General features: G+C 70.6%; 17 protein-coding genes. 10 read left to right on the forward strand and 7 right to left on the reverse strand.

Annotation, left to right across the window (positions count from 1 at the left end; genetic code table 11):
- Nucleotides 1-43: 43 nt before the first annotated feature.
- Nucleotides 44-895 (reverse strand): alpha/beta fold hydrolase, encoded by an 852-nt coding sequence (locus J2Y46_RS01620; RefSeq protein ID WP_045296965.1) that lies wholly within the window; start codon nt 893-895, stop codon nt 44-46.
- Nucleotides 896-1,006: 111 nt separating this feature from the next.
- On the opposite strand from J2Y46_RS01620, the gene J2Y46_RS01625 reads away from it, so the two are divergent.
- Both J2Y46_RS01625 and J2Y46_RS01630 read left to right on the forward strand, forming a co-directional pair.
- Entirely contained in the window at nt 1,007-1,480 is a 474-nt protein-coding gene (locus J2Y46_RS01625) for a MarR family winged helix-turn-helix transcriptional regulator (protein ID WP_045296964.1), read from the forward strand.
- Entirely contained in the window at nt 1,477-2,838 is a 1,362-nt protein-coding gene (locus J2Y46_RS01630) for an MFS transporter (RefSeq protein WP_310239782.1), read from the forward strand. The genes J2Y46_RS01625 and J2Y46_RS01630 overlap by 4 nt, the downstream gene beginning before the upstream one ends.
- A 91-nt stretch (nt 2,839-2,929) precedes the next feature.
- Here J2Y46_RS01630 and J2Y46_RS01635 read toward each other — a convergent pair whose 3' ends face one another.
- Entirely contained in the window at nt 2,930-5,353 is a 2,424-nt protein-coding gene (locus J2Y46_RS01635; protein ID WP_310239785.1) for a glycoside hydrolase family 2 TIM barrel-domain containing protein, read from the reverse strand.
- Complete coding sequence (locus J2Y46_RS01640) at nt 5,350-6,087, reverse strand: TetR/AcrR family transcriptional regulator (protein WP_045297038.1); 738 nt, start codon at nt 6,085-6,087, stop codon at nt 5,350-5,352. Before J2Y46_RS01640 ends, J2Y46_RS01635 begins: the two co-directional genes overlap by 4 nt.
- Nucleotides 6,088-6,283: 196 nt before the next feature.
- Between J2Y46_RS01640 and J2Y46_RS01645 the strand changes: the two genes are divergently transcribed.
- The 7 genes from J2Y46_RS01645 (at nt 6,284) to J2Y46_RS01675 (ending at nt 16,899) form a co-directional block, all read left to right on the forward strand.
- On the forward strand, nt 6,284-7,816 hold the full coding sequence (locus J2Y46_RS01645; protein WP_045296961.1) for an ABC transporter substrate-binding protein: 1,533 nt from the start codon (nt 6,284-6,286) through the stop codon (nt 7,814-7,816).
- 64 nt (nt 7,817-7,880) lie between these two features.
- Nucleotides 7,881-8,822 carry an ABC transporter permease gene (locus J2Y46_RS01650; RefSeq protein WP_045296960.1) on the forward strand — a complete coding sequence of 314 codons (942 nt, stop codon included), beginning with the start codon at nt 7,881-7,883 and terminating at the stop codon, nt 8,820-8,822.
- Entirely contained in the window at nt 8,819-10,681 is a 1,863-nt protein-coding gene (locus J2Y46_RS01655) for a dipeptide/oligopeptide/nickel ABC transporter permease/ATP-binding protein (RefSeq protein WP_045296959.1), read from the forward strand. The genes J2Y46_RS01650 and J2Y46_RS01655 overlap by 4 nt, the downstream gene beginning before the upstream one ends.
- Nucleotides 10,678-11,526 carry an ATP-binding cassette domain-containing protein gene (locus J2Y46_RS01660; protein ID WP_045296958.1) on the forward strand — a complete coding sequence of 283 codons (849 nt, stop codon included), beginning with the start codon at nt 10,678-10,680 and terminating at the stop codon, nt 11,524-11,526. Before J2Y46_RS01655 ends, J2Y46_RS01660 begins: the two co-directional genes overlap by 4 nt.
- Before the next feature lie 140 nt (nt 11,527-11,666).
- On the forward strand, nt 11,667-14,099 hold the full coding sequence (locus J2Y46_RS01665; RefSeq protein ID WP_310239791.1) for a glycoside hydrolase family 3 C-terminal domain-containing protein: 2,433 nt from the start codon (nt 11,667-11,669) through the stop codon (nt 14,097-14,099).
- Nucleotides 14,100-14,232: 133 nt separating this feature from the next.
- Entirely contained in the window at nt 14,233-15,363 is a 1,131-nt protein-coding gene (locus tag J2Y46_RS01670) for a serine hydrolase domain-containing protein (protein ID WP_310239793.1), read from the forward strand.
- 18 nt (nt 15,364-15,381) lie between these two features.
- Nucleotides 15,382-16,899 carry a family 43 glycosylhydrolase gene (locus tag J2Y46_RS01675; RefSeq protein ID WP_310239795.1) on the forward strand — a complete coding sequence of 506 codons (1,518 nt, stop codon included), beginning with the start codon at nt 15,382-15,384 and terminating at the stop codon, nt 16,897-16,899.
- A 102-nt stretch (nt 16,900-17,001) separates the two neighbouring features.
- Here J2Y46_RS01675 and J2Y46_RS01680 read toward each other — a convergent pair whose 3' ends face one another.
- The 4 genes from J2Y46_RS01680 to J2Y46_RS01695 form a co-directional block, all read right to left on the reverse strand.
- Nucleotides 17,002-18,498, reverse strand: a complete 1,497-nt coding sequence (locus tag J2Y46_RS01680) for a DUF1593 domain-containing protein (RefSeq protein ID WP_310239797.1) — start codon at nt 18,496-18,498, stop codon at nt 17,002-17,004.
- Nucleotides 18,495-19,541, reverse strand: coding sequence for a nucleoside hydrolase (locus J2Y46_RS01685; RefSeq protein WP_310239799.1), 1,047 nt, complete (start codon nt 19,539-19,541; stop codon nt 18,495-18,497). The genes J2Y46_RS01680 and J2Y46_RS01685 overlap by 4 nt, the downstream gene beginning before the upstream one ends.
- Nucleotides 19,542-19,653: 112 nt before the next feature.
- Nucleotides 19,654-20,904 (reverse strand): D-arabinono-1,4-lactone oxidase, encoded by a 1,251-nt coding sequence (locus tag J2Y46_RS01690; RefSeq protein WP_310239801.1) that lies wholly within the window; start codon nt 20,902-20,904, stop codon nt 19,654-19,656.
- Nucleotides 20,905-20,928: 24 nt separating this feature from the next.
- Complete coding sequence (locus J2Y46_RS01695; protein WP_310239803.1) at nt 20,929-21,666, reverse strand: FCD domain-containing protein; 738 nt, start codon at nt 21,664-21,666, stop codon at nt 20,929-20,931.
- Nucleotides 21,667-21,812: 146 nt separating this feature from the next.
- On the opposite strand from J2Y46_RS01695, the gene J2Y46_RS01700 reads away from it, so the two are divergent.
- Nucleotides 21,813-23,126 carry an extracellular solute-binding protein gene (locus J2Y46_RS01700; RefSeq protein WP_310239805.1) on the forward strand — a complete coding sequence of 438 codons (1,314 nt, stop codon included), beginning with the start codon at nt 21,813-21,815 and terminating at the stop codon, nt 23,124-23,126.
- Nucleotides 23,127-23,195 lie beyond the last annotated feature (69 nt).

The following is a 23,195-nucleotide window of genomic DNA, read 5'->3' on the forward strand; positions in this document are numbered from 1 at the left end:
CGCGCGGCGAGCACGGGCGCCGAACGGTCGGGCGCCTCCGCGCTCAGGCGCGGTCCGCGATGTGCTTGTCGAGCCAGGCGAGCAGGTCGGCGCGGACCTCGGCCTGCATGACCTCGTTGAAGATCTCGTGGCGGGCCCCGGGGTACACGAGCGTCGTCACATCGGTGAAGCCCGAGCGTGTGCGGTACGCATCGGCCAGCCGGTGGACGCTGCGCGGGCCGCCTACGGTGTCGTCGCGGCCGATCATGAGGAGGGTGGGGATGTCGACGCCGAGGTTCTTGCGCGGCCTGCCGTACATGCGCAGGGAGTCGATCACGCCGATGAGCTTGATCGGATCCTCGCTGGTGGTGAGCGGATCGTCGAGGAACGCCCGCCCCACCGACAGGTCGCTCGACAGCCACTCGGTGCCCATGGCGCCTGGACCGTTCCAGGGCTTGTTGAGGCCGCTGGTGTGGATCGACCCCGGCATGCGCAGCGCCGTGCCGGTGAGCACGAGTTCGTCGTACGCATCGGGGTGCTCGTTCACGAGCATCTGGGCGAGCACCGAGCCGCCCGAGTGGCCCAGCAGCACCAGCGGCAGCCCCGGGTTCTCGGCGCGGATCTGCTGAGTGAACTGCCACATCGTGGCCAGAGCCCCCCGCAGGCCGCCGGGACCCAGGTGGCCGAGGCGGGAGACGTCACCGCCGTGCTGCGTCATCCCCGTGCGGCCGTGGCCTCGGTGATCGGCGGCGTAGACGATGTACCCGGCCCCGGTGAGAGCGGCGATCAGCTCGCCGTACCGTCCGGCATGCTCGCCGACGCCGTGCAGCAACTGCACGATCGCCCGCGGCTCCACCTGCGCCGGATGGACGTCGTAGTAGATCGTGATGTCGTGCGCATCGATGAACTCGGGCATGCCGAGAAGTCTAGGGGGACGCTTCCCACGCCCCGGCGTTGCCCCGGCTCGCGGCATCCGTCCCGTGCAAACTTTCTTTAGCAAGACTAATGAGCTATGCTAACTAATCGGATGAGCAGCAACGAGACTTCAGAAACCGATCCCGGCCCCGACGCCGGGAACCCCGCAGACCTCTCCCCCGCGGCCTCGCAGCTTCGCATCGCGACGTTCCGTCTCGCTCGGCGCATGCGCACGCAGCGCGCCGTCGACTCGATGAGCGACGGGCAGTTCGCGGTGCTCGCCGCCCTCAAGGTGCACGGCCCCCACACCCTCGGCGAGCTCGCCGAGCGCGAGCGCGTCTCGGCCCCGTCGATGAACCGCACCGTCAACTGCCTGCAGGACTCGGGCTACATCGTGCGCGGTGCCGACGAGCGCGACGGCCGCAAGGTCGTCATCTCGCTCACGCCCGAGGGCGTGGCGGTCGTCGAAGAGACCGCCCGTCGCCGCGACGCGTGGGTCGAGTCCTCTCTCGCCGAGCTCACGCCGGCCGAGCGCGAGACGCTCGCCGCTGCGGCCGAGATCATGGAGCGGATGGTGGCCCGATGAGCGCCATGTTCCGGTCCTTCTCCGCCTTCAACTACCGCGTGTGGTTCATCGGCGCGCTGGTGTCGAACATCGGCGCGTGGATGCAGTCCACCGCGATCAGCTGGGTGGTCCTCACCGAACTGACCGACAACGACGCCGCCGCGATGGGCGTCACGATGGCGCTGCAGTTCGCTCCGCCGCTGCTTCTCGTCGGCGTCACCGGCCTCGTCGCCGACCGCTTCGACCGGCGCAAGCTGCTCCTCATCACTCAGAGCCTGCTGCTCCTGCTCGGCGTCGCGATCGGCGTGCTCATCTTCGCCGGCGCGATGACCCTGCCGATCATGTACGGGTTCGCGCTCGCACTGGGCGTCGTCGCCGCGTTCGACAACCCGGCGCGCCAGGCCTTCGTGTCCGATCTCGTGGCCCGCGAGAACGCCTCGAATGCTGTCGCACTCAATGCCGCGTCGTTCAACGGCGCCCGCATGATCGGGCCCGCGGTCGCGGGCATCGTGATCGTCGCGATCGGCACCGGCTGGGTGTTCGTCGCGAACGCGGTGACCTTCCTCGCGATGCTCGCCGCGCTCATGCTGATCCGCACCCGCGAACTCGTGCCGCGCGTGAAGGCGCCGCAGTCCTCGCGCCTCGCCGACGGGTTCCGCTATGTCGCCGGCCGCCCCGACCTCATCGTCACCTGCGCGATGGTGTTCCTCATCGGCGCGTTCGGCATGAACTTCCCCATCCTCGCGTCCACGATGGCGGTCGAGTTCGGCAAGGAGGCCGACGGGTTCGGCCTGCTCAGCTCGATCCTCGCGATCGGCTCGGTCGCGGGTGCCCTCCTGGCGGCCCGCCGGGACCGCGCGCGGCTGCGGGTCCTCATCATCGGCACCGCGATGTTCGGCATCGCCGCCGTCGTCTCGGCGTTCATGCCGACGTACTGGCTCTACGCCGTCACCCTCATGTTCACCGGATTCTCGGTCGTCACGATGATGACGACGGCGAACGGCTACGTGCAGACCACCACCGACCCGGTGCTGCGAGGTCGCGTGCTCGCCCTGTACATGGCGATCCTCATGGGCGGCACACCCATCGGCGCGCCGATCGTGGGATGGGTCGCAGCCGAGTACGGCCCGCGCATGGCGATCCTCGTGGGCGCTGTCGCCGCCTTCGTCGCCTTCGCGATCGGCGCCACCTGGCTGCTGTGGTCGGGACGCCTCCACCGTCACGAGCAGAAGCGGTTCCGCCTCACGCTCGACGAGACGCGCCCGCTCACGATCGTCGCACCCGAGGAGTTCAGCGACGAGGTCGCCGGCACCACGCCCATCCGCGTGCTTCCGAGCGACGAGGAGGACAAGCTCCGCGCCCGCGCCCGCGCGAGCTGACGGATCTCCGGCCGGGATCGCGAAAAGGGGAGACCCTCGCACATGTCATGTGTGCCGAGATCTCCCCTTCGCGTTTCCCGCGGGCCGGGCGTCAGGAGACGGTGAGCGAGACGGATGCTGCGGCCAGGCCGTCGGTCGTCACCGTCACCGTTGCCGATCCCGGGCCGGTGGGCCGGACGATGGCGAGGGCGCGCCCGTCGTACGTCGTGACCGAAGGGCCCGCGAAGGACTCCTCGGTGCGGATGCGGCCGGTGCCGAGCCCGACGAGCTCGGCGTCGCCGTCGACCCTCACCGTCACGAGCCGGTCGGCGTCGACCGCGACGACGCCATCCGCGTCAGCCAGCGAGATCGCGACGAACCCGAGACCGTCTGCGGAGATCTCGGCCTCCTCGACGGATGCCGCGAGCCCGACGTCGCCGGCCGTGCGCAGCGCCGAGCGCCCCACCTCGACTCCGCCGCTGCGGGCGATCGCAACCAGTTCACCGGGGCGGTACTCGGTCTCGAACCGCGCGCGGAAGGCCTTGTCCGCACCGACCGCGGTGACCCCGAGCGAGACGCCGTCGAGCTGCAGCTCGATCTCGTCGGCGGGCGCGTACACGTCGACCGTGACCGGCGCGCCGGGTTCGGCACCCCACGTCCACGACGACACCGAGTCGTCCCACGACCACGGCGTCGTCGCGGTGGGCCGGCCGTGGTGCCGGGGCGGATGCACCGCGAGGTAGGGGTCTGTGCGCAGTCCGAACACGATCTCGCGGTAGTACGAGACCGGGCGACGGAACCCCGTGATGTCGATGTCGCCGCAGCCGGCGAGCAGGTGCGGGTAAGGGCCCGCGGTACCGGTCGGCGCGTAGCCCGGCTCGTCGGTGTAGTCGACCCGCCCGATGCCGGCCTCGCCGAGGTAGTCCCAGCCGGTCCACGTGAAGTCGCCGACGACGTGGTCGAGCCGCTCGACGAGCTCCCACATCTTCTCGATGCGCGACGGAAAGGTCTCGGATCCCACGATCACGCGGTTCGGGAACAGCTCACGGTCGAGCTCGTACCGCGACTCGGCGTAGTTGAAACCGACGACGTCGAGCACCGATGCGGATTCCTCGGTCGACGCGGTGACGAGCTCCGACGCGTTGGCGCGCGCCATCACGTCGCCCATCGTCGCCATCATCGTGTTCGGATCGGCCGCTCCGGTCTCGCCGGAGTCCTCGGGGCGGCCCATCTTGTCCAGGTTCGCGATGATCCCGTTGATCCCGTTCGTGACGAACCGCGTGTCGTCGGCCTCGCGAATGGCCTCGGCCAGGCGCCGGCTCCAGGCGGAGCCCGCCGGCGTCGCGAGCTCGAGGATCTCATTCCCGATGGAGTACATGATGACGCTGGGGTGGTTGACGTCCTTGGCGACGAGTGCCTCGACGTCGTGGCGCCACCGGCCGGGGAAGCTGGCAGCGGCGTCGAACGCGACCTTCGAGCGGGTCCAGGTATCGGTGAGCTCGTCCATCACGAGTACGCCGTACCGGTCGCACGCGTTCAGCATGGCTCGACTCATCGGGTTGTGCGAGCTCCGGAGCGCGTTGAAGCCCGCGGCCTTCAGCAGGCGCACCCGCCGGTCCTCGGCCGCGGCGAACGTCGCGGCGCCGAGTGGTCCGCTGTCGTGGTGCACGCACGCGCCGCGAAGCTTCACGGTCTCGCCGTTGATACGGAGGCCTCGGGCCGCATCGACCTGCAGGCGACGGATGCCGAAGGCCGCGGCATCCGTGTCGATCACATCGCCGTCCTCGCCGGCGAGGGCGGTTCGCGCGCGGTAGAGCGCGGGCGCGTCGACGCTCCACAGCGACGGCGTCTCGACCGCGAGGCGCACGCGCGCCACGGCGCCGGAGTGCGGAAGGACCGTCACCGGCGCCGTTCCCGTCGCGACGTCGGAGCCATCGGGCGCCTCCACGGTCCAGGTGAGACGCAGAGTGCGGGTGTGGCGCGTGGTGTTGCGCACCGTCGTCGCGATCTGCACGACGGCGCGGTCAGCGTCGACGTCCGGTGTCGTGATGCGGGTTCCGTCGAGCGGGATGTGCACGGGATCGGCGACCACGAGGTGTACCGGACGATAGATGCCCGCACCGGAATACCACCGGCTGTCGCGGTGCGCACGGGCCTCCACCGTCACGCGGTTGGGCTCGCCGTGCCGCAGGTACGGGTCGAGCACGGCCTCGAAGGCGTTGTAGCCGTTCGGCTCGTGCACCACCGCGTCGCCGTTGACGAACACCACGGCATCGCGGTAGACGCCCTCGAACTCCAGCCGCACGGTCTTGTCACGCCAGTCGTCGGGAACATCGAACGTCTTCGCGTACTCGAAGACACCGCCGGGGACGTAGCCGGTGTGCACGCCCTGATCGCTGTCGGCCGAGCGCTGCAGGTCGCGCACAGCATCGTGCGGCAGTCGCACAGGTCGGGGGGCGGACTCCGGCGTGGGCGCCTCGAAGGCGCCGAGCTTCGGTCCCGCGGTCCAGCCCTCGAGGAACGGCTCGCGGATCATGCAGGCTCCTCCGTCCGCCTCGGCGCGGACTCGCCGTCGGGCGTCGCCTCCGCGTCGAGCACGTCGAGGGCGTTCTCGATCCCGACGAGGTCATAGCCGCGGATGAGGCTTCGGAAGACCTCGTGCAGCGCCTCGGCCATGTCGGTCGACTCCGGATCGAGAAGCCACTGCACCTGCAGGCCGTCCATCAGGGCGATCGTGGCGACGGCAGCCCGTCCCGGATCCACGCCATCAGCCAGGCGCCCGGCGGCGGCCGCGCGTTCGAACGAGCCGGTCACGCTCGTGCGGACGTAGTGGTAGCGGTTGACGAAGTAGTCGTGGGCGGGGTGCGACGGCGCCGTCGCCTCCGCCGACAGCGTGGTGTACAGCTCGACGATGCCGGGCTGCGCCGCGTTGAAGCGCGCCAACTCGGCGAGCGCCCGCAGCGCCTCGACGCCGTCGGGGAGGTCGAAGTCGACGCGGGCGCGCGAGAGGTCGTCGCGATGGTCCAGAAGCGCCAGCAGCAGTGCGCTCTTGCTGCGGAAGTGGTGCAGCAGTCCCGCCTCGCTCATGCCGACACGCTCTGCGACCTCGCGGAGCGAGCCGGCGCGATACCCGGACTGGGAGAACACCTCCAGGGCCGCGTCGAGGATCGCCGTGCGCGTCTCCTTCGACTTCGCGTACTCGCCCCGCGGCTTGCGGGTCCGCGTGGGAGCGGTCCCCGCCTCTGTCGGAGCGGGAGTCGTCTCGGTCATCGTCACACCGTATCCCCGCATCAGCCGGGGCACCTCCATCGGCGCCTGTCGGGGTCCTCTCCCTCCGTTCTATAACGAATTCCTAATGCTCGCTAGTTTTTTGGACCAAAAACCTAGCGGCCACTAGAAATTGCTGTTAGCGTCTCCCGGCAGTAGGCGATCCGCAGGGGCATCGCCACCTAGGAAGGGACCAAGGATGTTCCGTTGGAAGGCCACAGCAGCCACCATCGCGATCGCCGCTCTCGCCCTCACCGGCTGCGCCGGTGCCGGGGACGAGGGTTCGGGCGGAAGCGACTCCGGCCGAGCAGACCGGCTCACGCTCACTGCGATCATCGGGCCCACGAGCTACGACATCGGACAGGGAGCGGAGTACGGCAACCGCAGTCCGTTCTTCCAGGCGGTGTTCGACACGCTGCTGCAGAAGAACTCCGACGGTGAGATCGAGCCCTGGCTCGCCACGAAGTGGGAGTACAACGAAGACAACACCGTGCTGACGCTGACGCTGCGCGACGACGTCGAGTTCACCGACGGCACCAAGCTCGACGCCGATGCCGTCGTCGCGAGCCTCGAGCGCTTCCGCGACGGGACCTCGCCGCAGGCCGCGACGCTCGCCGGCAAGGAGTTCGCCGCCGTCGACGCCACGACCGTGACCATCACGCAGGACGCGCCCGACCCGTCCCTGGTCAACATGCTCTCGATCGCCCCGGGCCTCATCCAGGCGCCGTCCACCTTCGACGACCCGGACTCCGCCACCGAGCCGATCGGCTCCGGCCCGTACGTGCTCGACACCGCGTCGACCGTCACCGGCACGACGTACGTCTACACGGCCAACCCGGACTACTGGAACCCGGACGCCGTCAAGTACGACAACCTCACGATCAACGTCATCGAGGACCCCACCGCGACGCTCAACGCCCTCAAGGCCGGCGAGGCCAACGGCGCGAAGATCGTGAACAACGACACGATCCCCGAGATCGAGGCATCCGGCTGGACGATCGAGTCCAACGAGCTCGACTTCCAGGGCCTGCTGCTGTTCGACCGCGCCGGCACGATGGCGCCCGAGCTCGCCGACGTCAAGGTGCGCCAGGCGATCAACATGGCGTTCGACCGCGAGGCGCTCCTGAAGGCGCTGCAGGCCGGTTACGGCACGGTCACCGAGCAGGTGTTCCCCGCGACCTCGGTCGGCTACGACGAGGCCCTGGACAGCACCTACGAGTACGACCCCGAGGGCGCCAAGAAGCTCCTCGCCGAGGCCGGCTACCCCGACGGGTTCTCGATCGACATGATGTCGACCCCGGCGTTCCAGACCACGTTCGACCTCGTCGCGCAGCAGCTCGCCGACATCGGGATCACGGTGAACTACACCGACCCCGGCACCGGCAACTTCATCACCGACATGCTCGCCCCGAAGTACCCGGCAACGTGGATGGCGCTCGAGCAGAACCCGGACTGGCAGCTGATCAACTTCATGATCGCTCCCGAGGCCACGTTCAATCCGTTCCACTCGCAGGACCCGAAGGTCGACGAGTACATCTCGACGATCCAGCTGGGCACGAAGGACGAGGCCGACCAGGCCACGAAGGACCTCAACGCCTATCTGGTCGAGCAGGCCTGGTTCGCGCCGTTCTTCCGGGTCCAGGGCACGTACGCGACCGACGCGAACACGAACCTCGAGTTCTGGCCCACCAACGCCTACCCGTCGATCTTCGACTTCTCGCCGAAGAACTGAAATCTCTCCCCGTCCGCCCGCACGCCGCGGGCGGGCGGGGAGACACCACCCACGGGAAAGCGACATGATCTCATTCATCCTCCGGCGCGTGCTGTCGGGCGTCATCCTCATCGCGGTGATCTCGTTCCTCGCGTTCGTCCTCCTGTACGCCGCGGGCGGCGACATCGCCCGCCGCATCCTCGGCGAGAACGCCACCGCCGAGACCGTCGCCAAGAAGACCGAACAGCTCGGGCTGGACCAGCCGCTGCTGCAGCAGTACTGGAACTGGGTCACCGGCGCCCTCACGGGCAATCTCGGTCGCAGCTGGTTCACCGGCGAGCTCGTCTCGACGAGCGTCAGCAACCGCCTCGCCGTCACCCTCGCGATCGTGATCGGCGCGACCCTCGTCTCGGCGATCGTCGCGGTGGTCCTCGGCATCCTCGCCGCCCGCCGCGGCGGCTGGGTCGACGGCAGCGTCCAGGTGATCGCGCTCATCGGCTTCGCCATCCCCGGCTTCCTCATCGCGCTGGGCCTCGTGCTCGTGTTCGCGATCAACCTGGGCTGGTTCAAGGCGACCGGATACGTGCCCCTGACCACCTCCGTGTCGGGCTGGCTCTCGTCCGTGACCCTGCCCATCGTGGCGCTGTCGATCGGCGCGATCGCGGCGGTGTCGCAGCAGATCCGCGGCTCGGTCATCGACGCGATGTCGCGGGACTACGTCCGCACGCTCCGCTCCCGCGGCCTCAGCACGAACTCGGTCGTGTACCGCCACGTGCTCCGCAACGCCGGCGGCCCCGCACTGGCGGTCCTCGCCGTGCAGTTCATCGGCCTCCTCGGCGGGGCCGTGATCGTCGAGCAGGTCTTCGCCATCCCCGGCATGGGCCAGCTCACCGTCCGCGCCACCACCCTGGGCGACATCCCCGTCGTCATGGGCGTCGTGATCGCCTTCGCGATCATCGTCGTCATCGTGAACCTCCTCATCGACCTCGCCCAGGCGGCGCTGAACCCGAAGGTGCGACTCTCATGACCGCCATCGACGTCCCCCTCGACGTGCCGGTCGCACCGGTACGCGTCTCGCTCTGGCGCCGGCTGCTGCGCCGGCCGATCGGCCTCGCATCGCTGGTCTTCCTCGCGTTCCTCGGCCTGATCGCAATCATCGGCCCGTGGATCGCCCCGCAGGACCCGAACTACGCCGACATCCGCAACGTCCTCGCCCCGCCCAGCGCCGCGCATCTCCTCGGCACCGACGGCAGCGGCCGCGACGTGTTCTCGCGCCTGCTGGTGGCGACCCAGACGACTGTCGCGGCGGCGCTCCTCGCGCTGGTCGTGGCGCTCGTCCTCGGTGTGATCAGCGGTCTCATCGCCGGCTACTACCAGGGCTGGTTCAACAGCGCAGCCACGTGGGTCACCGAGCTCAACATGGCCCTGCCCGGCATCGTGGTGCTGCTCGCAGCACGTGCCGTCCTCGGCCCGTCGGTGTGGATCTCGATGTTCATCTTCGGCATCCTGCTCGCACCGGCGTTCTACCGGCTGGTGTATGCCTCCGTGACCGCCGTGCGCACCGAGCTCTACGTCGACGCGGCCCGCGTATCGGGCCTCAGCGACACGCGCATCATCGGCCGACACGTGCTCTCGGTGGTGCGGGCTCCGATCATCATCCAGTCGGCGATCATCGCCGGCATCGCCATCGCGATCCAGTCCGGCCTCGAGTTCCTGGGCCTCGGAGACATCGCCGTTCCCACGTGGGGCCAGATGCTCAACGACGGCTTCAAGAACATCTACAAGGAGCCGCTCCTGATGCTCTGGCCGTCGCTCGCGATCGCCCTGACCTGCATCGCGTTGACGCTCCTGGCCAACGTGATGCGTGACGAGCTCGAGCGCACCGTCTCGGTGCGGCGCAAGCGTCGTCGTGCGGTCGCGACCGCGACCGGTTCGGTGGCCGCTGTGACGACGTCGGTGGGACTGAGCGGAGGAGATGTCGTCGACCTCGACGAGCCGCCCGTCTTCGAGACCGACGGCGTCATCGTCCACAAGGGCGACGCGCGCACCAAGGCGACCGAGAAGGTGCTGGACGTCCGCGACCTGCATGTCGGCTACGACCAGCCCGACGGCTCGCACATCGAGGTCGTCCACGGCGTCTCGCTCGACATCCGCAAGGGCGAGGTGCACGGTCTCATCGGCGAGTCCGGCTCGGGGAAGACGCAGACCGCGTTCGCCGTGCTGGGCCTGCTCCCCCGCGGCGGCCACGTCACCGGCGGCTCGATCCTGTACGAGGGCACCGAGATCGCCGACGGCGACGACCGCACCTATGCCGGCCTGCGTGGCAAGCGCATCGGGTACATCCCGCAGGAGCCGATGTCGAACCTCGACCCGTCGTTCACGATCGGCAGCCAGCTGGTCGAGCCGCTGCGCAAGAATCTCGGGCTCTCGAAGAAGGCGGCCACCGACCGCTCGCTGGAGCTCCTCGCCCGGGTCGGCATCCCCAACCCGAAGCGGACCTTCGACGCATACCCGTTCGAGGTCTCGGGCGGCATGGCGCAGCGCGTGCTCATCGCGGGCGCCGTGTCGACCGACCCCGACCTCATCATCGCCGACGAGCCGACCACGGCCCTCGATGTCACGGTGCAGGCCGAGGTGCTGGAGCTCCTGCGCGACCTGCAGGCCGAACGTCACATGGCGATGCTCCTGGTGACCCACAACTTCGGCGTCGTCGCCGACCTGTGCGACCGGGTGACCGTCATGCAGAGCGGCCGGTTCGTGGAGCAGGGGCCGGTGCGCGCGATCTTCAACGACGCGCAGCACCCGTACACGCAGGCACTGCTGGACGCGATCCTCGATGAGGGTCCCGCCCGCGGTCCGCTCGTCACGAAGGGAGCACGAGCATGAGCGCTCCGCTGCTGGACATCAAGGACCTCGTCGTCGAGTACCCGGGCAAGGGCTTGCGCGCCCAGCCGTTCCGGGCCCTCAAGGGCGTCTCGCTCGACATCCTGCCGGGTGAGACCGTGGGTCTCGTCGGCGAGTCGGGGTCGGGCAAGACCACGCTGGGTCGAGCCGCGCTCGGTCTCGCGCCGGTCACCGAGGGCTCGATCGTCTACGACGGCAAGGACATCTCGCACCTCAAGCGCCAGGAGCGCCGCGCGCTCAGCTCCGAGATCCAGGTCGTGTTTCAGGACCCTTACTCTTCGCTGAACCCGTCGATGACGATCGAGCAGATCCTCACCGAGCCGCTCACCGCGGCGGGCGTCTCATCGAGCGAGGCGAAGTCGCGGGTGCGCGACCTCCTCGATCAGGTGGGCCTGCCCGCGGACGCCCGCGGTCGCCTCCCCCGCGAGTTCTCGGGCGGCCAGCGTCAGCGCGTCGCGATCGCGCGGGCCCTCGCGCTGCAGCCGCGGCTCATCGTGTGCGACGAGCCCGTGTCGGCACTCGATCTGTCGACCCAGGCCCGAGTGCTGGACCTCTTCATCGACATCCAGAACCGCACCGGCGTCGCCTACCTCTTCGTCACGCACGACCTCGCGGTGGTGCGCCACATCAGCCACCGCGTGGCCGTGATGTACCGCGGCGAGATCGTCGAGACGGGCGACGGCGACCGGGTGACCTCCGCGCCCGAGCACCCGTACACGCAGCGGCTCTTCATGGCCGCACCCGTGCCCGACCCCGACAAGCAGGAGGAGCGCCGCATCGCGCGGCGCGCGCTCCTCGACGCCGAGGCGGCCGCAGGCGTCATCTGACGACACGGATGCTGCGGCCCGGCGTGTGAGCGCCGGGCCGCAGCTGGGCCCCGCCCCCAGAGGCTTCACCCGCGAGCAGCGCGTGGAGTGGGAGCGGGGACCGCCCCTCTGACCCTCCTTCCGAGAACGGAAACTCCCCGATGACCGAGACCGCCACCTCCACGCACACCGACTCGGTGCAGCACCTCGTGCCGCTGCTCGATCGCCTCACCCTCGAGCAGAAGGCGGCCCTCGTCCAGGGCGCCGACTTCTGGACCACCGTGCCGCTCCCCGAGATCGGGCTCCGGGCGATGACCCTGTCGGACGGCCCCGCCGGCGTCCGCGGTCCTCGCTGGGACGAGCGCGAGCCGTCGCTGAACCTGCCCTCGGGGTCGGCCCTCGCCGCGTCGTGGGACGTGGACCTGGCGTACCGGTACGGGGCTGCCGCGGCATCCGAGGCCCGTCGCAAGGGTGTCGACGTCGTTCTCGGGCCGACCATCAACCTGCACCGCTCGCCGCTCGGCGGCCGGCACTTCGAGTGCTTCAGCGAGGACCCGGAGCTGACCGCCGAGCTCGCCGCGGCGTACGTTCGCGGCCTCCAGGACAACGACGTCGCGGCGTGCCCCAAGCACTACGTCGCGAACGACTCCGAGACCGACCGCTTCACCGTCGACGTGCGCGTGGACGAGCGCGCCCTGCGCGAGAACTACCTCGCGCCCTTCGAGCGCGCGGTGGACGCCGGCGCCTGGACCATCATGAGCGCCTACAACGCCGTCGGCGGCGTCACCATGACCGAGAACGACCTCCTCGAGACGCCGCTGAACTCCGAGTGGGGCTTCGACGGCGTCGTCATCAGCGACTGGACCGCAGTGCGTTCGCTGGATTCCGTGCCCGCCGCGCAGGACCTTGCGATGCCGGGCCCCGCCCCCGCGTGGGCGGACCTCGTCGCCGCGATCCGCGACGGGCGCCTGAACGAGGCCGACCTCGACCGCAAGGTGCTGCGCGTGCTGCTGCTCGCCCAGCGCGTCGGCGCCCTGGGAGAGCGTGAGCCCCGCGAGCCCGCTCCGCTCGACGGGCCCGCGTTCGCCCGCGAAGCCGCCATCGAGGGAACCGTGCTGCTGCGCAACGAGGGCGTTCTCCCGCTGGATGCCTCGTCCCTCGGCCGTGTCGCCGTCATCGGCCAGAATGCGCGCGAGGCGCGCACGCAGGGCGGGGGCAGCGCCACCGTGATCCCCGAGTCCGTGGTCTCCCCGCTCGACGCGATCCGCGCCGCGGTCCCGGGCGCCGACGTCGGCTTCGAGATCGGCGCGGTCGTGCAGGAGGGGGTCGCCGAGATCCCGCTCGCGCATCTGACCAACCCCGCGACGGGGGAAGCCGGTATCCGTGTCGCGTTCTTCGACGCCGACGGCACCGAGCTGTTCGCCGAGAACCGCCGCTCGACCGCGCTCGTATGGTTCGGGGGCGACGCCCCCATCGCGGCGAGTGCCACCGTCGTGTTCGAGACCCTCTACACCCCCGCCGAGACCGGCGACATCGAGCTCGGCTTCGCCGGCGCGAACCCCGGAAAGCTGTACGTCGACGGGCAGCTCGTGCTCGATGACTCGCCCGTCATCGAAGGCACCGACCTCGGTGCGGCGTTCCTCAATCCGCCGTCGATCACGGCGACGGTCGCCGTCGAGGCGGGACGCGAGACCGCGGTCCGCGTCGAGTTCTCACGCGAGAGCCACGGCGCCCTGTCGGGAGCCCTGAGCGCGACGCTCGGCATCGCCCCCGAGCGCACCGACGCCGACGAGCTCATCGCGCGCGCGGTCGCGGAGGCCGCGGCATCCGATCTCGCCATCGTCGTGGTGGGCACCAACTCGAAGGTGGAGTCCGAGGGCTACGACCGCACCAGCCTGGATCTGCCCGGCCGCCAGGACGACCTGGTTCGCGCGGTCGCGGCCACCGGGACACCGACGGTCGTCGTGGTCAACGCGGGCTCGCCGGTCGTGCTGCCGTGGGCGGAGGACGTCGCGGCCGTGGTGCAGGGCTACTTCGGCGGACAGGAGTTCGGGCACGCGATCGCCGACGTCCTCACCGGCGCCGCCGAGCCCGGCGGGCGCCTGCCCACGACGTGGCCGGCGGCGCTGGCCGACGTGCCGGTGACCGAGGTCGTCCCCACCGACGGCCGCCTCGAGTACCGCGAAGGCCTGCACATCGGCTACCGCGCGTGGCTGAAGGCGGGTGCCGTGCCCGCGTTCGCGTTCGGCCACGGTCTCGGGTACACGACGTGGTCCTGGGGCGCCGCGCAGCGCACGGGCGACACCGTCGAGGTGACGCTTGCCAACACCGGCCATCGCCGCGGCAAGCAGGTCGTGCAGGTCTACGCCGAGCGCCCCGAGTCCGCCGTGGAGCGCCCCGAGCGCTGGCTCGTCGGCTTCGCGACCGTGCACGCGGCCCCCGGCGAGACGGTCACGGCGACCATCCCGGTGCCGGCGCGCCGCCTCGCCCACTGGGCGGGCGAGTGGACCGTCGAGTCCGGAGCGTACACGCTCCGCGCCGGCGCCTCGGTGGCGGATCTGCCGCTCTCGCTCGAGTGGCGCATCGCGTCCTGACACCCCGCAGGGCAGAACTCCTCAGACTTCGCCCGACGGGCGCCGCAAGGGTGTCCGTCGGGGCGGATGAGCCCCGAATCTGCGGAGTTCTGCACATCGCGACATCGCCCACCCCACCGCCGAGAGGAACCCGATGCAGCACCTGACCACCGCGCGCCTCCGAGGGCACGCCGATACCCGCCTCGAAGAGGTCGCCGGGCGCCTGGACGGCCTGCTCGCCGCCGACCCCGACCTGTCGTTCCAGGTCGCGGCATTCCACGAGGGCCGGCCCGTGCTCGACGCCTGGGGCGGACCGCATCTGGCGGAGGACTCGGTGATCGTGCCCTACTCGGTCACGAAGAACACCATCGGGCTCTCGATCGGCCTGCTGATCGAACGCGGCGAGCTCGATCTCGACGAGCGCGTCGCGACCTACTGGCCGGAGTTCGCCGCCAAGGGCAAGCAGTTCGTCACCGTGCGGCAGCTGCTGTCGCACCAGGCAGGTCTGCCGCAGGCCTCACCCGCTCTCACGTGGGACGAGCTGCTCGACCACCACGCCGCAGCCGGACGCCTCGCGGCGAGCCGGCCGTTCTGGCACCCGGGCAGCGCCTTCGGCTACCACGCCATCACGATCGGGAACCTGGGCGACGAGCTCGTCTTCCGGGTGACGGGGCGGACGCTCCACGAGTTCTACGAGCAGGAGATCCGCGTCCCGCACGGCATCGACTTCTTCCTCGGCCTGCCGGCCAACCTCGAGGACCGCCGCGCCGACGTGCTTCCGATGATCAGACCCGTCTCCGACACCTCCGCGCCGACCTTCTCGGCGCTCGGCCCGGTCGTCTTCGGCTCGATGGGCGGCGACGTGGACCTCGGCAACTCGCGGCGCAGCTGGGAGTACGGCCACCCGGCAGGCTCCGGCACCGGCACCGCCCGGGGTCTCGCCCGCCTGTTCGCGGCGGCCGTCACCGGCGTCGACGGCGCCGACCCCTTCCTGAGCGCCGACACCGTCGCAGAGATCGGCCAGCAGCAGATCCGCGGCTACGACGAGGTGCTGCACCAGCAGGACCGCGCCCACGCGATCGTGTTCCAGAAGCCGTCGCAGCAGCTCGCGTTCGGCGGCCCGCGCTCGTTCGGCCACGACGGCGCCGCCGGCGCGCTCGCCTGCGTCGACCCCGACACCGGCCTGGCCTTCGCGTGGACGGTCGCGCGCGGCCCATGGCCGGGCGGTGCGGACCCTCGTGCCGTCGCGCTCGCGCGGGAGCTCGGCATCCTGCTCTCGTCCTGAAAACCCCGGAGGACCCTCGTGACCACGCTCTACAACCCCCTGATCAACGGCTTCCACCCCGACCCCAGCGTCGTGGCGGTCGACGGCGTCTACTACCTCGCGACCTCGACGTTCGAGTACCTGCCGGGCATCCCGATCCACCGCTCCACGGACTTCGAGACGTGGGAGCTCATCGGCCACGTCGCGACCAGGCCCGGGCAGCTCGGCGTCGAGGAGGTGCCCACCGCCGGAGGCGCCTGGGCGCCGACGATCCGTCACCGCGACGGCGTGTTCCACCTCGTCATCACCGACGCGATGGGCCGCGGCATGCTGCACTTCACGGCGACGGATGCCGCGGGCCCGTGGAGCGACGGCGACCTCATCCTGAAGGCGGACGGGTCGGAGTCCGTGGACGGCATCGACCCCGACATCGCGTGGGACTCCGACGGCAACGTGTACATCACGTTCTCGGGCCTCATCCTCGGCGGCGAGAACGTCGGGCAGCACCTGGGCATCCAGCAGGTGAAGGTCGACCTCGATCGTCACCTCGCCCTCGAGGAGCCCCGCTCGCTGTGGTCGGGCACGGGCGGCCAGTTCCCCGAGGCGCCGCACCTCTACGACGTCGACGGCCGCTGGTACCTGATGATCGCCGAGGGCGGCACCGAGCGTGGGCACGGCATCTCGATCGCGCGCGGCGACTCGCCCGAGGGCCCGTTCGAGACGGCGCCGCACAACCCGCTGGTCTCGGCCCGCTCGACGATCCGCCCGGTCCAGAACACCGGACACGGCGACCTGGTGATCGGTCCGGACGGCGACTGGCTGTGCGTGCTGCTGGGGGTGCGACCGCGCAGCATGACCAGGGCGTTCTCTGCGCTCGGGCGCGAGACCTTCGTCACGCCCGTGCGCTGGGAGGACGACGGCTGGCCCGCGATCGATCCGGTGCTGCTCAACCCTCGACCCGGCACGCGCGTCGAGGTGGACTTCGCCCCCGACCGCGCGCTCGACGGAGAGTGGATCGCCGTCCGCTCGCTACCCGCCGACCACGCCGATCTCTCGGCGCGGCCGGGCTGGCTCACGCTGCGCGCGGAGGGCTCGACCCTCGACGATGCGCACCCGGTCTTCGTGGGACGCCGCCAGGAGCACCTCACCAGCGCCGTGACGGTGACCGTGGATGCCTCCGCCGGCGTCGGCGGCCTGGCCGTGCGCTACGACGAGCGCTTCCACGTCGAGGTCGAGGCGGGCGGCGGCGAGGTCGTCGGTCGCGCCGTCCTCGGCGGCCTCGTGCAGGAGTGGCGCGCGCCCTACGGCGGCGGCGTGCTCGATCTGCATCTCGAGTCGCGGGGGCCCGAGCCGACGCGCGGCTTCCCGCGCACGAGCGACGTCTTCCACCTCGGCTTCACCGCGGCCGGAGGCGAGCGTGTCGAGCTCGCCGAGGTCGACGGCCGCTTCCTGTCGTCCGAGACGACGGAGTCGTTCACCGGTCGCGTCCTCGGTGTGTACGCCGCGGACGGCGAGCTGGCCGTGCGGCGCTGGATCGCCGAGGGCGACGACGACTGACGGCGCGGCGAGACAGGGGCTCGGCGACGAGACCGAGGGCTTCGCTCCTCGGTTCGGCGAGGATCCCCTGTCTCGGCGAACCTGGCACCCGCACCGGGGGCGCTACCCGGCGGCGATCGTGAGGATCACTCGCTGGTAGGCGTGGAGCGGCAGCGGTGTGCGGGGGTCGGATGCCTCGGCCACCACGTGGATCGTGTCGCCGGGGCGCGCATCGCCGGGAACCCGGACGGTGACCTCCGAACCCTCGGCGGGCTCGAGCACGACGTCGGCTGTGCACGTGCCCGCTTCGCGGTGGATCCACCAGCGCACCTGCGCATGCGCGCCGCCCGGTGCGCCGACCACGACCGAGAGCCGGGTGTCGGAGCCCGCCGCGACCTCCAGGTCGACGCCCTGGTCGACCGTCAGCGTGGGGTGGTGGTCGGCATCCTCGAACCGCGGGGTCACGCTCCACCGGAGGCGGGCGGCGAAGTCGGCCTGTGCGTGGGCGAACCACCGCACCACCGATCCCTCGTCGCCCGCGGGGGTGCCGTCCGCCCACTCGGCTCCGCCGGGCCGGAACGCGGCATCCGCGAGACCCCATGTGTCGGCGCCCTCGTCGGTCCGGACGTAGCGGCCGCCCCAGCCGCCGTACGACGGATGCTCGTGGGCGCGCAGCCCCGGCGCGAGAAGGTTCAGCATGTTCGTGGTGTCTCCCTCGGAGATCCACTCGCCAGCCGGCTGCGGGTCCATCCACACCTGGTAGCCCCGCGCCCGCAGTTCGTCGGCCGAGAGGCCGGAGAGGTGGAAATAGTCGGTGAGGTCGCCGGGCACCATCTGCCGCCCGTCGCCCCACACGCGGTAGAGCGCGCCGAGAGGACCGACGCTCGTGACGTTGTCGCGCATCCACTCGGCGCCGAGCAGGTGCTGATCGTGCGCCGCGATCGTCTTGCGCGCCATGTACCCCCAGGCGAGAGTGGCCACTTCGATCACCCGGATGCCGGGCCACGTCGGCGCGATGTACTCGTCGTAGGTGGCGTCCTGAGAGGCGAACTTGGTGATGACGGCCTTCGCCGACACCTCTTCGCGGATCCGCTCCCAGTCCGCCGTGCCCGCGAAGCGCTGCTCGATCGACAGGAGGGCGCGCGCGACGGTACTGGGCCCGGCCCACAGCTGCAGGTGGAGCGGCCCGGGACGATCGTCGAGGAGCGCGTCGGCGATGAGCCGTGAGCCCGGCGACTCCGACGAGATGTCGCCCTCGAAGTCGACGTTGCCCTCACGGATGAGCGAGCGCAGGTGGGACGGATCCGGATACCGCGGATCGTGCACGACGAGGTTGTCGTACACCTCCGCGTAGGCGTCTACGGCGTCGTCGATGAAGCGCTCCCCCGGCGCCCAGCGCCACGAGGTCTGTGGCGCGTCGTACTCGCGATCGGGCAGGAAGAACTCCGTGCCGGCGCCGTCGCCGCGCCAATGGAACCTGCTGCTCGCGTAGACGAGGCCCTCGATCTCGACCTCGTTGCTGAACAGCAGGAGCCGGATCATCGAGTTGAGGTCGTCGAGCTCGGGGTCGGCGGTGACGATGGTCCGGGGCCGCGAGACGGCGTTCTCCGGGGCACTCACGAGCCCGCCGCCTGCCATCGGCCGAACTCGGCCAGCTTGACGTAGAAGTCCTCGAACATGAGTCGCGTGTCGACCCACGTGTAGACCCTCATCGGTCTGGCACCGGGGACGTCGACGTACCCTCCGTCGTCGCTCAGGGCAGGGGTCGGGCGCTCGACGTACCGACTCGAGGACGGGTCGGCCTCGAACACCGACTGCAGCGCCGTGAGCAGCACGAGCGGCGAGTCGCCGAGGGCGTAGGTCTCTGCTCCGCCGCCGACGTGGGTCGCGACCATCCGCATGACGAAGGCCACCTCGTCGTACAGGTAGCGCCCGAGCGGACCCGCCTCGGCGACGCGCACGCGCAGCTCGGCATCCGAGACGAGGCACTGGCGGTACACGTCGCGCGGCACCTGCCACAGCGGGATCGGCGAGTCGCCGAAGATGACCTGCCCGGCGACCGGGTCGATGAGCAGGTTGTACTCGATCGGCATGGCGCTCGGCGGCGGCACCGCGAGCCCCTCGTGCTCCTCGCCGCCGATCCACACGAGCGTCAGCCGCTCGGCGACGCGCGGCTCGACGAGGTAGGCCGAGGCGATGTCGGTCAGCCCGCCGCCGGCGACGTAGAACAGCGGGGTGGACACGTCGTCGCGCAACGCCTCGGCGACGATCGCGTCGACGGCAGGCGACGGGCGCGGCGTGCTCCGGTCCGCCAGCGGCTCGTCGGAGCCGACCACGATCACCTCGGTGGATGTCAGGCCCATGCGGGCGAAGACGTCCTTCGCGATCACGGCGGCGTTCTGCGCACTCCGGCCGGAGGGGTCGAAGCCGTCATCGGCACGAAGGTGCGAGGCGACGACGAGGCGCACCTCGACGCTGGGCGACAGCAGGTGGTGCACGAGCTGGTAGAGGTCGTCGGGATCGCCCGAGAAGTCGTTGTCGATGATGATCCTCGCGCGCGGAGCGCCCAGCGGGGGCAGCCTCTGCCACGGCGTGGTTCCGAGGCTCCAGCTGCGCGCGGCGCGGTCGGTCGGGCGGGTGTCCCCGCTCGGAATCTGCGTCATCTTCGACTTTCCCTTTCGCCGCGGCGTCACGAACGATCTCCCGGTCACTGTAACACCGGTTGACCAATTCAGGATCGACTCCTGCCATCTGTGACGCGCCCGGCCGCGCGGGTCAGCGGGGGGCGCGGACGCCCAGGCGCTCGAGGTGGGCATTCGAGAAGCGGCCCTCGGGGTCGAGGCGCTCGAACACGGCACGGGCGTCGGCCAGGCGCGGGTGCACGCGCTCGATCGCGGCGCGGTCGAACCCGTGGAGCTTGCCCCAGTGCGGGCGCGCGTCGAACGGCTCGAGCGCGGCCTCGACACGTGCGACGGCGGCGGCGACCTCGTCGGGGTGGTTGTGCCAGGTGAAGTGGATGATCACGACGTCACGGCGGTAGGCCGGGCTCAGCCACAGTTCGTCGCGAGCGGCGGTGCGCAGCTCGGTCCAGATGAGATGCGGACGGATGCTGTCGCCGAGCGTCCGCACCGCCTCCAGCGCCGCCCGGGCATCCTCGCGGGCGACGAAGTACTCGCTCTGGATCTCGTCGCCGAACGACGGCTCCGCGTCGAGGCGGAAGTGCGGCAGCCGCAGCATCCACGGCCCGGGCACACCGGCGATCTCGGTGATGTTGTCCTCCACGCCGAGGGGCGAGTCGCCCCCTGTCGCGCGGACGCCGTCGAGGATCGTGTCGGGCACCGGGTCGTCGTCCGCGTCCAGGCGCGTCTTCAGCCACACGTAGCCGACCGACGGCTCCTCCCAGCGCGAGAAGACAGAGACGCTGTACCCGGCGGAGGTGAGGGCGTCGTAGTCGGCGAGCGCGGCATCCCACGTGACGCCGGTGTAGATGTCCTGGCGGACACGGAATGCGGGCACGACGTCGAGGGTCAGCGACACCACGATGCCGTAGGCGCCCAGGCCCACGACCAGTGCGTCGAAGTCGGGCTCGCCGCGGCGCACCTCATGCACCTCGGCGTCGGCTCCGACGTAGCGGAGCGCCCGGACGGATCCCGAGAGCACCCGATTCGCGTCGCCCGAGCCGTGGGTGCCCGTCGCCGTCGCGCCGCCGACGTTGATGTGCGGCAGCGACCCCATGTTGCGAAGCGCCCACCCGCGGTCGTCGAGCCACACGGCGAGCACGCCATAGCGGATGCCGGCGGGAACGGTGACGGTCTCCGCGGCCTCGTCGAGCTCGAACTCGGCCGCGAACCCGGTCACGTCGACGAGGGTGCCGGCGGTGTCGGGGAGGTCGGTGAACGAGTGACGCGTGCCGAGCGCGCGCACGCGTCCCGGCTCACGCAGCACCCGCTGGACGTCGTCGACCGACGTCGCCTCGACGATCCGGGGCGCTGCGTACTCGTAGGTTCCAGCCCAATTGCGCGGCATCGCGCCTCCTTCGGACGATGCGGTTCAGGGTGCGGCTTCGGCCGCCAGGCGCTGCGAGGCGGTCGCCATGTGGAGGGCCATCGCCGAGGCGGCGGCATCCTCGTCCTCCGCCTCGATCGCTTGGAAGACGGCGTCGTGCTCGTCGATGGCGATGCGGGCCTCGGCCTCGTCGTGGACGGCCCGGTCGGCGTACACCTGCAGCAGCGACCGCACCACGTGCAGCAGGTCGATCAGCGTGTCGTTTCCCGCGGCCGCGGCGAGCGCGTTGTGGAAGTCGAGGTCCGCGCGCGCGAAGGCCCTGAGGTCGCCCACGCCGCTTCGCATGCGCTCTAGCGATCCTGCGATCGCACGGAGATCGGATGCTGCGGCCCGGCCCGCGGCGAGTCGTGCGACGTAGATCTCGAGTCCCGAGCGCAGCTCGAGCAGTTCGGCCGTGTTCTTCTGGCCGATGAGGAGGCCCCAGCGCAGCGTCTGCGGCAGCAGCTCGCTCGCGGTGCCGCGGAGGTACGTGCCCGAGCCGGGACGGACGTCGACGATGCCGAGGATCTCGAGCGCGGCGAGTGCCTCTCGCACCGCGGACCTCCCGACGCCGAGCGTCGCCGCCAGCTGTCGCTCCGGGGGCAGGCGGGTGCCCGCGTCGAGGTCGCCGCTGGTGAAGAGGTCCATCAGGCGGCGCGCGACCTCCGAGACCGGCGTGCCGGCCGGAAGCGCGCCCAGCGCCGCCGTGATCTCGGCCGAGCGGTCGTCGGGGTAGGCGGGCATGCGAACAACTTACGGCAGTCGTGGCGATTCCGGGATTGCTTTCGGTCAACCGGTTTGTCAGACTGTGGAAAGGCGACGTCAGTCGCCTTTCTCACGGCCAACCGAGAAAACGTTTCCTGATGCTCGAAGACGAGAGGTCGATCACAATGAAGTTCCGAAACAGGGGAGTCATCGCGGGAGTGGCAGGGGTGGCGCTGATCGCCCTCGTCGGACTCACGGGCTGCGCGTCCGCCGCCCCCGCGAGCAGCCAGCCGACCCTCGACCCCGACGAGGAAGCCTCGATCACCTTCACGTTCTGGGGCAACGACGTGCGCGCCGAGCTCTACAACGAGGCGATCGCCGCGTTCGAGGAGCAGCACCCCAACATCGATGTCTCCGTGCTGTTCCTCTCCCCCAACGACTATTGGGAGAAGCGCCAGATCGAGGCCAGCGGCGGCGGCCTGCCCGACGTCGTCACGATGGATCTCGCCTACATCCGCCAGTACTCGCAGAGCGGCTCGCTGCTCGACCTGGAGCCGTACCTCGGCAGCATCATCCAGACCGACCCGATCGAGCCGTCGGTGCTCGGCGCCGGCGTGGTCGACGGGGTCACCACGGCCGTGCCGATCTCCACGAACGCGTGGTCGATGTTCATGAACACGACGATCCTCGACGAGATCGGCGTCGAGCCCTTCGCCGGCGGCACGTGGGACGACTACTACGAGTGGGTCGCCGAGGCGACCGACGCCGCGCAGGCCGCCGGGGTGCAGGACGTCTGGGGCGGCGTCGACCCGTCTTCGCGCTTCGTGAACTTCGAGATGCAGCTGCGCGCCGAGGGCAAGGACCTCTTCGATGACGAGGGCAACCCCGGCTTCGACGAGGAGCGCCTCACGGAGTACTGGGAAGAGGGTGCCGACGCGCGCGCGGGCGGCGCCTTCGTGCCGCAGCAGCGGGTCGCCGAGGTACAGCCGCTGACGGCGTTCGATGCCGGGCTCGGCGCGAGCGACACGCAGACCGACAACTTCCTCGCGGGCTACCTCGCGAACCTCGGCGAAGGCAACGAGGTCACGCTCCAGGCTCCGCCGCTGTCGGTGGACGGCGCGAAGGACCTCTACCTCAAGGCGTCGCAGATGTACTCCATCGCGGCGAACTCGGAGCACCCCGCCGCAGCCGCCACGCTCATCGACTTCCTCATCAACTCGCCGGAGTCGGGCGAGATCTTCGGCACCAACCGCGGCCTGCCGGCCTCGGAGACGGCACGCGAGGCCGCCGACCTCGACCCGGTGAGCCAGGACATCGTGGACTACGAGGCGTCGATCGCCGACCGGCTGGGCGAAGCGCCGCCGGCGCCGATCGTCGGCTACGGCTCGCTGCACGAGAAGTTCCGCGAACTCACCGAGGAGCTGAACTTCGGCACTCTCACGATCGACCAGGCCGTCGAGCAGTTCTTCGCCGAGATGGACGTGGTGCTGAACCAGTAGCCCGTTCCGTGCGGCGGCCGACTCCACGCGACGTCGGCCGCCGCACCTCCCGTTTCACCCTCCGAGGAG

Origin of the sequence: Microbacterium sp. BE35 (assembly GCF_031457705.1) — a bacterium.
GTDB classification, from domain to species: domain Bacteria; phylum Actinomycetota; class Actinomycetes; order Actinomycetales; family Microbacteriaceae; genus Microbacterium; species Microbacterium trichothecenolyticum.

Bases quoted from the DNA above. Each gene is read 5' to 3' on its own strand.
- J2Y46_RS01620 (WP_045296965.1), bottom strand. From the start codon at position 895: ATGCCCGAGTTCATCGATGCGCACGACATCACGATCTACTACGACGTC.
- J2Y46_RS01625 (WP_045296964.1), top strand. From the start codon at position 1,007: ATGAGCAGCAACGAGACTTCAGAAACCGATCCCGGCCCCGACGCCGGG.
- J2Y46_RS01630 (WP_310239782.1), top strand. From the start codon at position 1,477: ATGAGCGCCATGTTCCGGTCCTTCTCCGCCTTCAACTACCGCGTGTGG.
- J2Y46_RS01635 (WP_310239785.1), bottom strand. From the start codon at position 5,353: ATGATCCGCGAGCCGTTCCTCGAGGGCTGGACCGCGGGACCGAAGCTC.
- J2Y46_RS01640 (WP_045297038.1), bottom strand. From the start codon at position 6,087: ATGACCGAGACGACTCCCGCTCCGACAGAGGCGGGGACCGCTCCCACG.
- J2Y46_RS01645 (WP_045296961.1), top strand. From the start codon at position 6,284: ATGTTCCGTTGGAAGGCCACAGCAGCCACCATCGCGATCGCCGCTCTC.
- J2Y46_RS01650 (WP_045296960.1), top strand. From the start codon at position 7,881: ATGATCTCATTCATCCTCCGGCGCGTGCTGTCGGGCGTCATCCTCATC.
- J2Y46_RS01655 (WP_045296959.1), top strand. From the start codon at position 8,819: ATGACCGCCATCGACGTCCCCCTCGACGTGCCGGTCGCACCGGTACGC.
- J2Y46_RS01660 (WP_045296958.1), top strand. From the start codon at position 10,678: ATGAGCGCTCCGCTGCTGGACATCAAGGACCTCGTCGTCGAGTACCCG.
- J2Y46_RS01665 (WP_310239791.1), top strand. From the start codon at position 11,667: ATGACCGAGACCGCCACCTCCACGCACACCGACTCGGTGCAGCACCTC.
- J2Y46_RS01670 (WP_310239793.1), top strand. From the start codon at position 14,233: ATGCAGCACCTGACCACCGCGCGCCTCCGAGGGCACGCCGATACCCGC.
- J2Y46_RS01685 (WP_310239799.1), bottom strand. From the start codon at position 19,541: ATGACGCAGATTCCGAGCGGGGACACCCGCCCGACCGACCGCGCCGCG.
- J2Y46_RS01690 (WP_310239801.1), bottom strand. From the start codon at position 20,904: ATGCCGCGCAATTGGGCTGGAACCTACGAGTACGCAGCGCCCCGGATC.
- J2Y46_RS01695 (WP_310239803.1), bottom strand. From the start codon at position 21,666: ATGCCCGCCTACCCCGACGACCGCTCGGCCGAGATCACGGCGGCGCTG.
- J2Y46_RS01700 (WP_310239805.1), top strand. From the start codon at position 21,813: ATGAAGTTCCGAAACAGGGGAGTCATCGCGGGAGTGGCAGGGGTGGCG.